Annotated in this window: 11 protein-coding genes; 3 read left to right on the plus strand and 8 right to left on the minus strand. The window is 69.2% G+C overall.

From position 1 onward, the window contains the following. Nucleotides 1-39: 39 nt before the first annotated feature. The 6 genes from MEBOL_RS27845 to rpsU all read right to left on the minus strand — a co-directional run bounded on the left by MEBOL_RS27845 (nucleotide 40) and on the right by rpsU (nucleotide 5,534). Complete coding sequence (locus MEBOL_RS27845; protein WP_095980293.1) at nucleotides 40-333, minus strand: MGMT family protein; 294 nt, start codon at nucleotides 331-333, stop codon at nucleotides 40-42. 77 nt (nucleotides 334-410) lie between these two features. Then, nucleotides 411-2,570 (minus strand): RNA polymerase sigma factor RpoD, encoded by a 2,160-nt coding sequence (gene rpoD, locus MEBOL_RS27850; RefSeq protein WP_095980294.1) that lies wholly within the window; start codon nucleotides 2,568-2,570, stop codon nucleotides 411-413. A gap of 89 nt (nucleotides 2,571-2,659) precedes the next feature. Continuing rightward, complete coding sequence (locus tag MEBOL_RS43200; RefSeq protein WP_245918904.1) at nucleotides 2,660-3,130, minus strand: hypothetical protein; 471 nt, start codon at nucleotides 3,128-3,130, stop codon at nucleotides 2,660-2,662. Beyond that, entirely contained in the window at nucleotides 3,127-4,569 is a 1,443-nt protein-coding gene (gene dnaG, locus MEBOL_RS27855) for a DNA primase (protein ID WP_245918906.1), read from the minus strand. The genes MEBOL_RS43200 and dnaG overlap by 4 nt, the downstream gene beginning before the upstream one ends. A 214-nt stretch (nucleotides 4,570-4,783) precedes the next feature. After that, complete coding sequence (locus MEBOL_RS27860) at nucleotides 4,784-5,242, minus strand: GatB/YqeY domain-containing protein (protein WP_095980295.1); 459 nt, start codon at nucleotides 5,240-5,242, stop codon at nucleotides 4,784-4,786. A gap of 97 nt (nucleotides 5,243-5,339) precedes the next feature. Beyond that, nucleotides 5,340-5,534 (minus strand): 30S ribosomal protein S21, encoded by a 195-nt coding sequence (gene rpsU, locus MEBOL_RS27865; RefSeq protein ID WP_002621505.1) that lies wholly within the window; start codon nucleotides 5,532-5,534, stop codon nucleotides 5,340-5,342. 119 nt (nucleotides 5,535-5,653) lie between these two features. Between rpsU and MEBOL_RS27870 the strand changes: the two genes are divergently transcribed. Both MEBOL_RS27870 and MEBOL_RS27875 read left to right on the plus strand, forming a co-directional pair. After that, nucleotides 5,654-7,246: a HEAT repeat domain-containing protein gene (locus MEBOL_RS27870; protein WP_095980296.1), complete on the plus strand. Its 1,593-nt coding sequence runs from the start codon at nucleotides 5,654-5,656 to the stop codon at nucleotides 7,244-7,246. A 60-nt stretch (nucleotides 7,247-7,306) separates the two neighbouring features. Further along, nucleotides 7,307-8,227, plus strand: a complete 921-nt coding sequence (locus MEBOL_RS27875; RefSeq protein ID WP_095980297.1) for a diguanylate cyclase — start codon at nucleotides 7,307-7,309, stop codon at nucleotides 8,225-8,227. On the opposite strand, the gene MEBOL_RS27880 is transcribed toward MEBOL_RS27875, so the two are convergent. Together MEBOL_RS27880 and MEBOL_RS27885 are read right to left on the minus strand one after the other, a co-directional pair. Next, nucleotides 8,224-9,138: a GGDEF domain-containing protein gene (locus MEBOL_RS27880; protein WP_095980298.1), complete on the minus strand. Its 915-nt coding sequence runs from the start codon at nucleotides 9,136-9,138 to the stop codon at nucleotides 8,224-8,226. The two genes, MEBOL_RS27875 and MEBOL_RS27880, sit on opposite strands and share 4 nt — an antisense overlap. Nucleotides 9,139-9,213: 75 nt before the next feature. Continuing rightward, entirely contained in the window at nucleotides 9,214-10,257 is a 1,044-nt protein-coding gene (locus MEBOL_RS27885; RefSeq protein ID WP_095980299.1) for an asparaginase, read from the minus strand. Nucleotides 10,258-10,310: 53 nt separating this feature from the next. Here MEBOL_RS27885 and MEBOL_RS27890 point away from each other — a divergent pair, with 53 nt between their 5' ends. After that, nucleotides 10,311-11,306, plus strand: a complete 996-nt coding sequence (locus MEBOL_RS27890) for a DsbA family protein (protein WP_095980300.1) — start codon at nucleotides 10,311-10,313, stop codon at nucleotides 11,304-11,306. Nucleotide 11,307 lies beyond the last annotated feature (1 nt).

Genomic DNA, 11,307 nt, shown 5'->3' on the forward strand with positions numbered 1-11,307 from the left:
CTCGCGCGGGCGCAAGGGGGAGCGCTCTCCGGACGTTCCTCAGCGCTTCACCCGCCAGCGGGTGCCTTCCCCCTCCACCTTCACGCCCTCGGCCCTCAGCCGCCGGGCCTGCTCCACCGCCACCGCGGGCGCGAGCGTCCCGTTCGAGCGCAGGACGCGCCACCAGGGCACGTTCTCGAGCGTCTTGAGCTCCCTGCCCACGCCCCGGGCCGCGCCCGGCCGTCCCGCGTACAGGGCCACCTGGGCATAGGAGCGCACCTCGCCCCGCGGAATCGCGCGCACGGCCCGGCGCACGGCCTCGGTGAAGTTCGGGGGCGGGGAGGGACGGGGCATGGGGCACTCCACGAAAACAGAAGCCCCCGGTCCCTGGAAGGGAGCGGGGGCTTGAAGCTCATCCAGCTCGGGACGCCTCAGCTCTCCACGAAGGAGCGCAGGCGCTTGGAGCGGCTCGGGTGGCGCAGCTTGCGCAGCGCCTTGGCCTCGATCTGACGGATGCGCTCGCGCGTCACCTCGAAGTCCTGGCCCACCTCTTCCAGCGTGTGGTCGCTCTTCTCGCCGATGCCGAAGCGCATGCGCAGCACCTTCTCCTCGCGCGGCGTGAGCGTGGCGAGCACCTTGCGGGTCTGCTCGGCCAGGTTCATGTTGATGACCGCGTCGGACGGCGACACGAGGCTCTTGTCCTCGATGAAGTCGCCCAGGTGGCTGTCCTCCTCCTCGCCGATGGGCGTCTCCAGGGAGATGGGCTCCTTGGCGATCTTGAGGACCTTGCGCACCTTGTCGAGCGGCAGCTCCATCTTCTCCGCGATCTCCTCGGGCGTCGGCTCGCGGCCGATCTCCTGCACGAGGTAGCGGCTGGTGCGGATGAGCTTGTTGATGGTCTCGATCATGTGCACCGGGATGCGGATGGTGCGGGCCTGATCCGCGATGGCGCGGGTGATGGCCTGACGGATCCACCAGGTGGCGTAGGTCGAGAACTTGTAGCCGCGCTTGTACTCGAACTTGTCCACGGCCTTCATCAGGCCGATGTTGCCCTCCTGGATGAGGTCCAGGAACTGCAGGCCGCGGTTGGTGTACTTCTTGGCGATGGACACCACGAGGCGCAGGTTGGCCTCGACCAGCTCCGTCTTGGCGCGCTCGGCGCGGCGCTCACCCAGGCGGATGGCCTCGTAGTTGCGGCGCAGCTCGCTGACTTCCAGGTTGGCCTCTTCCTCCACGCGCTTGATGTTGCGCGTGGCGGTGCGCACGTCGCGCTCGAGCGCGTCGAGCTGCTCGCTGGTGACGTTGAGCTTGCGCAGCGCCTTCTTGAGCGCCTCGGGGTCTTCCTTGGCCTCGCGCAAGAGCTCGCGCATGGGCTCGATGGAGATGCCGTAGCGGCGCTCGTGCTCGCGCAGCTCGCCCTCGGCCTTCTCCACGCGCTCGATGAGCCCCTTGAGGTTGGCGACGATGCGGTCCACCTGCTTCTTGTTGAGCCGCATCTCCTCCAGGACCTCCATCATCTTGGTCCGGAGATCCTTCACCTCCTGCTTGAGCTCCTTGCGTTTGACGTCCGTGTGCTTCTTCTTGCTGGAGAGCTCCGCGTCGAGCACCTCGCAGTCCTTGGCGAACTTGCGGATGCGCTCGATCTGCTTGTTGATCTGCTCGATCTTGTTCAGCTCGCTCTGGGCGAGCTGCTGGGGCTGGGCCTCGCCCTCGGCGCCCTCCTCGGGAGCCTCCTCGGCGGCCTCGCCCTCGGCCTGGGTCTCCTCGGGCGCGTCCTTGATGACGTCGCGCACGCGCAGCTTGCCCGTCTTGAGCTTGTTGCCGATGTCGAGGATTTCGACCATGGCGACGGAGCACGAGAGCAGGGCGCGCAGCACTTCCTTCTCGCCGTCCTCGATCCGCTTGGCGATCTCCACCTCGCCCTCGCGGGTGAGCAGGCTCACGCTGCCCATCTTGCGCAGGTACAGGCGCACGGGATCGTTGGACTTGCCACCCGGCTCGTCGTCCTCGTCCTTCTCTTCCTCTTCGCCCTCGGCGCGCTCTTCCTCGACGGCGACGGTGGGCTTGATCTCGGTGTTCTGGGCGGCCTTCTGGGCGTCGACGATCTCGATGTCGTTGTCGCCGAACATGCTCATCACGTCGTCGATCTGATCCGACGACACGATGTCCGCGGGCAGGGCGTCATTGACCTCGTCGTAGGTGAGGAAGCCCTTCTCGCGACCCGCGGCCAGGAGATCCTTGACCTCCTTGCGGTCTGCGATGGGCTCCTCGTCCACCTCGTCCTCGACGGCGTCGGGGTCCACCTCGACGGCGGCGGCGGCCTCCTCGGCGGCCTCTTCCGGATCCAGGTCGCCCTCATCCACCTGGGTGACGGCCTTGCGCTTCTTGAGCGTCTCCTGGGCCTTGTCGGTGGCGGAGGACTTCTCGCTCTTGTCGGCCTTCTTGGCGGAGACCGCGGGAGCCGCGGTGTCGGCGGCCTGTGCCTCCTGCGCCGAGGCCTCCTCCGGAGACTTCTTCTTCTTGCGGATCTCCGGGGCCACCTTCTTCTTGGGCTTGACGGCCACCTTCGAGGAGGGCTTCTGCGTCGGCATTCGAGTACTTCTCCTTAGAAAATCGGGGCCTTGGCCTGGAGCGAACCGGGCGATCTATCGCAAAGTGGAGGATTGTTACAAACGCGAACTCAAACCGGTTGCATGGGTGACTTTGTTCCCAGGGGCGGGGAAGGGGTCTCCTCCTTCACCCGCTTCTCCAGGGCCAGCAGCTCCATGCGTTGAACGAAGAGCTGTTTGGTTTCTTCCGAGAGGTCCATGGCTCCGGCTGTCTGGCTGGTCACCCGGCCGATGTAGTCGAGCTGCTGCTTGATGCGGCGCAGCTTGATGGAGCGGCACAGCTGCAGGAAGTAGTGCTCCAGGGCGGAGCCCTGCTGGGAGGCGAGCTGGCGCATGGCGGCTTCCACGGCGCGCTTGAGGGTGTCGTGGGCCTCGAAGAGGGCGTCCTCGGCGCCGTGGCCGGAGGTGGCGTGGGCGAGCACCATGCGCAGGCCGGAGTGGGCCAGCTCGTCGTGGACGCGGAAGGTGTCGCGGGAGATCAGCCGGGGCTCGCGGAGGATGGCGGCCACGTACAGGGCCTCCAGGGCATCCGGGGGCTTCACCGGCGGCGCGGGGCGGGGGGCGGCCTGGGGGGGCTGGCCCCGGCCCTGGGGCGCTCCGGGGCGCTGGAACCCTCCTGGCTGACCTGGACGGGCGGGGGTGGGGGGGGGGGCGGAGGCGCTTTAGCGCGTAAAGACGACTCCAGCTCGGCCGCGGGCAGGCCACTCCAGGCGCTCAGCGCGGAGAAGAAGGCCGAGCGCACGAGCCCCACCGGCAGTTGCGCGGACACGGGCTTGAGGCGCTCCAGCGCGGCCATCTTCTCCTCGAAGCTGGCGTCCTTTCCCTGGGGGAGGACGGTGGAGAAGACGTGATTGGTGAGGGGCCGGGCCTCGCTCAACAGGCGCTCCAGGCCCGCGGCGCCCTCGCGGCGGATGAAGACGTCGGGATCATCTCCCTCGGGCAGGAGCGCCACCTTGGCGGCCGCTCCCGCGGCGAGCAGGGGACCGGCCAGGCGCTCCACGGCGTTGAGGCCCGCCTGGTCTCCGTCCAGGAGGAGGAAGAGTTCCCGGGCCTCGGCGCGGCCGAGCACCTTGAGGTGGCCGGGGGTGAGGGCGGTGGAGCACAGCGCCACCGTGTGCTTCACCCCTTCCTGGTGCAGGGCGATGCAGTCGAAGTAACCCTCGACGAGCACGGCGGCCTTGCGGCGGCGGATCTCATCGCGCGCCTGATCCATGCCGAAGAGCGTCTCGCTCTTGTTGTAGAGCCGGGACTCGCGCGAGTTGAGGTACTTGGGCCCTTCCCCCGCGTCCACCAGCCGGGCGCCGAAGGCGATGGGGCGGCCCTCGGGTGCGCGGATGGGGACGATGAGGCGGCCGCGGAAGAAGTCGTAGTAGCCCTCGCCCTTCTGCCGCCGGGAGACGAGGCCCGCGAGCAGGCCCCATTCGATCATTCCGGCCTTGGTGAACTTGTCCGCGAGCGATGTCCACGCGGAGGGAGCCCAGCCCAGGCCGAACGCGCGGGCCGTGTCCTCGGAGATGCCGCGGCTGGCGAGGTACTCCCGGGCGCGGCGTCCCTCCTCGTCCCACAGGAGCGAGCGGAAGTGCTCGGCGGCCAGGTCCGTGGCTTCCTTGAGCTGTTGCCGCTCGCGGGCGCTGGGGTCCTGCGCGGCCTCCAGGTCCACGCCCACCTCGCGGGCGAGGTCGCGGATGGCGTCGATGAAGGTCTTGCCCAGGTAGCGCTGGACGAAGGACACCGCGTCGCCGCTGGCCCGGCAGCCATGGCAGAAATAGAAGCGCTTCTCCGGGACGACGTAGAAGGAGGGCGTCTTCTCCTGGTGGAAGGGACAGCGGCCCTTGAACTCGCGCCCGGCCTTCTTGAGCTCCACGTAGCGCGAGACGAGGTTCACCAGGTCCACCCGATCGAGGACCTCCTGGATTTTATGCTCGGGGATCACGTGGCCCACCCCTGGCGTGCGGTAGGAGCGGCCCGCCGTGGTCCGCACACCGACCCCCATGGACGAGTATGGGGCAAACCCCTGACACGCGAGGAGGCGCGAGAAGGGGGAGCCGAGAATGCCCGGCGAGGGTGGGGAATGTGCGGAGGGAGGGCCATGTCGGCGCGTCGGAAGACGACCGGCATACCCTTAATGGCCGATCAGTGGCCGGGCAAGTTCAAGACCCGCCCGGCACCGCGTCGAGGCCAGGGAATGAACGGACTCAGGACAGCTTGGACAGCTGGCTCTTCACTTCCTCGGAGATGACGCGGCCCTCGGCCCGGCCCTGCAGCTTGGGGGTGAGCAGCTTCATCACGGCGCCCATGTCCTTGGCGCTCTTGGCCCCCGCGGCGCTGATGGCGGCCTGGACCTCGGCGCGCAGCTCGTCGGCGGTCAACTGCTGGGGCAGGTAGGCCTGCAGGACGGCGATTTCCTTCTCTTCCGCCTCGGCCCGGTCGGCGTGGCCTCCGGCCTTGAACTGCTCGATCGAGTCGCGGCGCTGCTTGATGAGGGTGCCGATCACCTGAAGGACGCCGGCATCGTCGAGGGCGCTGGCCCCGGGCTCGACTTCCTTGTACTTGACGGCGCTCTTGAGCATCCGCAGGACGCTGAGCTTGAGCTCTTGCTTCGACCGCATCGCGTCCTTGAGGTCGGCGTCGATTCGCTCCTTGAGGGTGGCCATACAGGTCTCCAGGCGTAGGGGGTTGAGGCGAGGGTGCTGAAAAGACGAAAGCCAGGGCGCTCGACTGACGCGGCCCTGGCTCCCGGCGATGCGGCGGCTAGTACGTCTTGCGCGCCTTCTTCACCGCGCGCTTCTTGGCCGCGAGAGCCTTCTTCTTCCGCTTCACGGAAGGCTTCTCGTAGTGCTCGCGCTTGCGGATCTCGGAGAGGATTCCTGCCTTCTCGGTGGCCTTCTTGAAGCGCTTGAGAGCGCTCTCGATGGACTCGCCGTCCTTGACTCGAATGCCGGGCATATCAGTCACCTCCTTCCGTATGCGTGGGAATGTAGGGGGCGCCGATATGACGCAGCGGCCGTGAAAACGCAAGGACGCCCTCGGAAAAGGATGGGGCGCGTGCGCTAAAGTGCATCCCCATGAGTCCCACCCTGTTGTTGCTCCTCCTCCTGACGGCCAGCCCGAGCGGCGGTCAGGGGACGGCGGGTTGCTGGACGGCCTGTCAGCGCCACGTGCGCGAGCAGGCCCTGCGTGCCCGGGTCTGCCCCCTCTGCATCACCGCGGGCCGGGGGGACGCCTGGATGGAGGAGTTGTCCAAGGCGAAATCCGATCCGGGCGCCCAGGCCGCGTTGCGCTCGGCCCTGAAGGATCAGGATTGGCGGGTGCGCTGGGGGGCGCTGCGGGTCCAGGCCAAGGCGCAGGGTCTGACCGAGCCCCGGGTCCTGGCGGACTGGTTGGCCGAGGTCCCCGCCCAGGACGAGGTGCTCGCCTGTGTGACCGCGGCGCGGGCGGCGGCCCTGTCGGACAAGTCCACCGCTCCCTATCTAAAGGATGCGGGAGCCCGGGGACCCGAGGCCGCCGCGCGCGTCTGGAACCGCCGGGAGGCCGTCCGCCAGGAGCTGGAACTGGAGGTGTACTCCGAGGACCCTTCTCTCCGGGGCGAGGCGCTGCTGCACCTGTCCACCTTCCTCGGGCGGACCCCGGCCCGGGTCCTTCTGACGGCCATGGCCCAGCGCCCCGATTCGGCCGATGCCGCCGCCGCCGCCGCGCTCCTGTGGGTCGCGGACAAACGAGGCCCCTCCGTGGGCCGCATGCTGCTCCTGGAGGCCCAGCCCCCGGATCAGCCCCTCATCAACCGCCTCTTCGCCATCTACTCCCAGCAGCTCGAGGGGTTGCAGAAGGGGCTGGCCTCCGTGGACGTCACCGAGCGGCGCGGCACCGTGCAGTCCCTGCGTCATTATGGTCCGCTCGCGCGGCGCGAGCTGGAGCGCGCCCTGACGGACGCGGATGTCTCCGTGCGCCGGTTGGCGGCCCGGGGGCTCGCCGAGTCCGAGGGGCTCTCGCTCGCGGAGGCCGCGGGCCAGCGGATTCGCGCGGACTCGGCGGACCGCGCCAGCCGGAAGGTCTGGATGGAGGCCGCCTCGGGGGGCAAGGGGTGTGAGGACTTCCTCCTGGCGGTGGCCCGTGACGAGCGCCTGGACGCGATCTCCCGGGGCGACGCGGTGGCCTGGCTCGTCGACTGTGACGAGGGCGGCCAGAAGCGTTTCGAGACACTGTCTCCCTTCCTGCGGGATTCCCAGGCGCCGGTGCGCGCCGGCGCGGTGCGGGCCCTGGCCGTCCCTCGCTCCCGGCTGGGGGATGAGGCCGTCGCCGCCGCGCTCGATGACGCCGCCCCCGAGGTCGTGGTCGCGGCCCTCTCCGTGGTGGGACAGCAGCGCCAGAAGGATCAGGCGGACACCGTGGTGGCCCTGCTCGAGTCCCCGTCGTCCGAGGTGCGCGAGGCCGCCGCCCGCACCCTGGAACGGCTCGGCCGGACCCAGGACGTCAAGCCGCTCGCCCGCCTCCTCAAGGAGGATTCCGTGGCCGCCGTCCGGGTGGCCGCCGCGGAAGCCCTGGGCGTGCTGGGGGGACCCTTCGCGGCGTCCGCGCTCAGTCAGGCCCTGAAGGATCCCGACGCCCACGTCCAACATGTCGCGCGGCGCAACCTGGGACGCCTGGGCTTCTCCCCCTGACGTCTCCCCTTGCGGGGCGGAGGGGTACGTCAGTAGGCTTTGAGGTCAGGAGAGGTGCGAATGAAGATTACACGAGCCATCGTCGTCGAGCCGAAGGCAGCCGGGCGTCGCAAGCTGACGGACGGTCTGGAGCGCGCGGGTCTCACGGTTCAGGCCACGGCGGAGTGGGAGCCCGCATCGGCCCGGGCGCAGCTGGTGGTGCTGGGACCCTCGGTGGAGCAGCCCGCGCGGGTGGCTCGTGGTGTGCGGGAGCAACTGCCGCAGGCGCTCGTGTTGGCGGCTCAGCAGACGCCCGGCCGGGCGGGGTTCGCGGATGGCGTCCTGCCCCTGCCCGTGTCCGCGAGGGATCTCCAGGTGCGCCTGCCGGAGTTGGTGAAGTTGCGGTCGCTCGGCCGGGGCACGCCCCCGCGCAAGGCCCGGATCGCTCCCTCCCCCGAGCCGGTGCGGGGTGCGTCGGACGGGCTGTTGGATCCCTTCACCCAGTTCTATGTCTTCTCGCACTTCAAGGACTTCGTCTTCGTCGAGGTGAAGCGCTCACGGCGCTACGGCCTGCCCCTGGCGCTCGCGCTGGTGGCCTTCGATGCGCTGCCCGTGCAGGCGGACCGCGAGCTGCGGGAGCAACTCTACGGAGGCCTGGCGCTCGCCATCCGCCGCGCGCTGCGCGACACGGACTTCCCCGTGCAGTACTCGGCGGATCGCGTGCTGCTGCTCCTGCCGCACACGGACCTGGCCGGAGCCCACACCGTGTCACGCCGCGTGTGCGAGCGCGTGGCCCGCTCGAGCCTCTCCTTCGATGAGCAGGTGCTGCGGCCCACCGTGTCCGTGGGGCTGGCGGCGCTCTCCCCGGGAGGCGAGGGGTCGTTCTCGGATCTCGTGCGTCAGGCGCAGCGCTCGCTGGAGACGGCGCGGGCGGCGGGCGGCAATCGCGTGGAAATGCTCGCCGAGACGCCGGGACTGCCGTCCGAGGACGAGCCGGGCTAGGGGCCGCTGATGGCCTTGCCGTCCACGCGGTTGCGGCCCGCGCGCTTGGCCCGGTAGAGGTACTTGTCCGCCGCGCCGATGATCTCCTCGGCCTGGGTGTAGTCCGAGTCGTGCAGCGTGGCCACGCCCAGGCTGATGGTCACCTTGATGGGCGTGCCGCTGAAGATGAAGTCCGTGCGGTCCACCGCCGCGCGGCAGCGCTCGGCGCACGAGAGCGCCTGCTCCTCGGCGGACTCGCGCAACATGAGGGCGAACTCCTCGCCGCCATAGCGCGCGAACAGATCCTCGGTGCGCACCGTGTCGCTCACCCGCTGCGCGATGCGCGTGAGCACGTAGTCTCCCGCCGGGTGCCCGTACACGTCGTTGATCTTCTTGAAGTGGTCCACGTCGAACATCACCAGGGACAGGGCCACCCGGTGGCGCAGGCAGTAGGCGAACTCCTTGCGCATCGTCTCCATGAAGTACTTCTTGTTGTACAGGCGCGTGAGTCCGTCGCGCGTGGCCGACTCGTAGATGCTGCGCTGGTAGGCCTCCTCCAGTTGATCCTGGATGGAGAACTTGAGCACCGTGTTGGAGCCGATCTGGATCTTGTCGCCGTCATAGAGCGGCGCGGCGCTGACCTTCAGGCCATTGAGGAAGGTGCCGTTGGTGCTGCCCAGGTCCACGACCTGGAAGCGGCCATCCCCGAGCGACACCACCTTCGCGTGCTTGCGCGAGATGCCATCATCCTCCACCTGGAACTGCGCATCCGCGCTGCGGCCCAGCACCGTCTCCGAGCGGTCCAGCTTGAACATCCGGCCGATGCCGGACGCCACCTTCGCGCTGATGACGATGAGGTACGCGCTCTGCTGGGGAGCGGCGGTCCCCAGCAGGTCCGAGATCGAATGGACGGCGGTCTTCTCGTCGGACATCGTGCCCCCATCTTATGGGCCGGGCTCTGGTGCCCGCAAGCAGGCCTCGGGCCGGACACCCCCCTATGATCGCTCCTAACGGGCGCGCTTCGACTTTTTGGCCGGCGGCGGCTGAACACTCGCGGGGCGATCGGTCATCTCGCCGACACTCGGTGTCTGAATGTAACGGGCTCGTGACTCCCTGTCCGGATGGTAGGCGATCCCATGCATGAGCTTCACCAGCGCCGCCGAGGGCGTCATGTCCCCTCCGCTCAGGGCGCCCTCGGCGAGCGCCGCCGCCCCGGCCTCATAGAGGGTGAGGTCCACGCCATTGCGGTACGCCTGGCTGACCACCAGCACCGGGACATCGCGCTCGCGCGCCTCGCGGAAGAGGGGGAGGAGGGATCTGCCGAGCTTGGGATCCGTGGGGAAGTTACCCGCTCCGTGGGCCTCCACGACGAGACCCCGCACATGGGGTAGCAGTGCCAGGGGCAGGGCGGGGTCCAGTCCCGGGAAGACCTTGAGGAGGAACACCCGGGGCTCCAGCTTCTCGCGCAGACGGAAGGGTCCCTTCTGACGCAGACCGGGAGCGAAGGTGGCGTCCACTCCGAGCGTACCCAGGAGGGGGAAGTTGGGGCTCTCGAAGGCGTCGTACTCGGACACCTTCACCTTGCGGGTGCGGTTGCCCCGGTAGAGATGGGAGTCGAAGCAGATGCTCACCTCGGGAGGGCCCTGGAGGGCGGAGAGCACCGCGTCGATGAGGTTGAGCCGCGCGTCCGAGCGGATCTCCCCCAGGGGCCGCTGGGCGCCCGTCATCACCACCGGCTTGGGCAGCCCGGGCAGCATGAAGGAGAGGGCGCTGGCGGTGTAGGCGAGCGTGTCGGTGCCGTGCGTCACCACGGCGCCGTCGAAGTCGGGCAGGCGGCGGTGCAGGTGGGCGGCCAGCCGGCTCCACAGCTCCGGCTGCATCTCCGAGCTGTCCAGGTTGGAGAAGAGCTCCAGCTCGATGTCGGCGAGCTGGAAGAGCTCGGGGCAGCGGGCCTTGAGCGTCTTGAAGAAGGCGGCGGGGCGCAGCACGGACGGACGGCCACCGGCCATCCCCAGCGTGCCGCCGGTATGCAGCAGAAGGATTCTGGGCATGGGACGGGCTCCTTCCCTGGCAGAGCCGGGGTTGCTTTACAAGCCTCGCGCGCATGGCTAAGACCGACGGTGTGCACCTCGCCCGCCGCTCCCGAATCCTCCTGGCGCTCACCCTGGCGCTGACCGCCGCCGCCTGCACCCAGAAGTCCGAGGCCTCGCCGCCGCCCGCCCCGCCGAAACCGGCTCCGGCCGCCGCGCCCGCCACCCCGGCCGCTCCGGCCGCCGCGAAGGAAGGGGGCGCGTCCCTGTCGGGCATTCCGGGCATGGACTTCTCCGCCCTCGCGCCGTCCGCCCAACGTGAGCTGTCCACCGTCTTCTCCGACGAGTTCTGCTACTGCGGTTGCCCCCACACGCTCGGGCAGTGCCTCAAGGGGCACACGGGGTGTCAACACGCCAAGCGCATGGCGCGGCTCGCCGCGAAGCAGGCCGCCGCGGGCGTTCCGGCCACGGACATCATCGTCTCCCTGTCCGAGTACTACGCCTCCTTCCGCGCGCCCCGGCAGAAGCTGGACGTGGATCCGCGCATGTGCCAGGGCGACGCCAACGCGCCCGTGACGCTGGTGGAGTTCTCCGACTTCGAGTGCCCCTACTGCGGCAAGGCCCGCCCGGTGCTCGAGTCCTTCGCCAAGAAGAACGCCAGCCGGGTGCGCTTCTGCAACGTGCCCTTCCCGCTGCCCATGCACGCCAACGCGGTGCCCGCGGGCCAGGCGGTGCTCTGGGCGCGCGATCAGGGCAAGTTCTGGGAGATGCACGACGCGCTCTTCGAGAACGCGCAGAAGCTGTCCATCCCCTCCATCGTGGAGCTGGCCAACAAGCTCGGGCTCAAGGGCGCGGAGCTGCAGAAGGCGCTCCAGGCGGGCACCTACGCCCAGGAGCTGGAGAAGTACAAGTCGCTCGGCAACGCCGCCAACATCCGTGGCACGCCCAGCCTCTTCTTCAACGGCCGCTTCTACGACATCCAGGTGGGCATCACCGAGGACGTGCTCGCCCACACGCTCGAGGATGAGATCGAGTGGCGCACGAACAACAACGCCTGGGCCGCGGACTGAC

It is taken from the genome of Melittangium boletus DSM 14713, assembly GCF_002305855.1.
Lineage (GTDB): Bacteria > Myxococcota > Myxococcia > Myxococcales > Myxococcaceae > Cystobacter > Cystobacter boletus.

Excerpts from the sequence above, each read along its gene's own strand:
- MEBOL_RS27880 (WP_095980298.1), bottom strand. The coding sequence starts at position 9,138 with ATGTCCGACGAGAAGACCGCCGTCCATTCGATCTCGGACCTGCTGGGG.
- MEBOL_RS27885 (WP_095980299.1), bottom strand. The coding sequence starts at position 10,257 with ATGCCCAGAATCCTTCTGCTGCATACCGGCGGCACGCTGGGGATGGCC.
- MEBOL_RS27875 (WP_095980297.1), top strand. The coding sequence starts at position 7,307 with ATGAAGATTACACGAGCCATCGTCGTCGAGCCGAAGGCAGCCGGGCGT.
- MEBOL_RS27890 (WP_095980300.1), top strand. The coding sequence starts at position 10,311 with ATGGCTAAGACCGACGGTGTGCACCTCGCCCGCCGCTCCCGAATCCTC.
- MEBOL_RS27845 (WP_095980293.1), bottom strand. The coding sequence starts at position 333 with ATGCCCCGTCCCTCCCCGCCCCCGAACTTCACCGAGGCCGTGCGCCGG.
- rpoD (WP_095980294.1), bottom strand. The coding sequence starts at position 2,570 with ATGCCGACGCAGAAGCCCTCCTCGAAGGTGGCCGTCAAGCCCAAGAAG.
- rpsU (WP_002621505.1), bottom strand. The coding sequence starts at position 5,534 with ATGCCCGGCATTCGAGTCAAGGACGGCGAGTCCATCGAGAGCGCTCTC.
- MEBOL_RS27860 (WP_095980295.1), bottom strand. The coding sequence starts at position 5,242 with ATGGCCACCCTCAAGGAGCGAATCGACGCCGACCTCAAGGACGCGATG.
- MEBOL_RS27870 (WP_095980296.1), top strand. The coding sequence starts at position 5,654 with ATGAGTCCCACCCTGTTGTTGCTCCTCCTCCTGACGGCCAGCCCGAGC.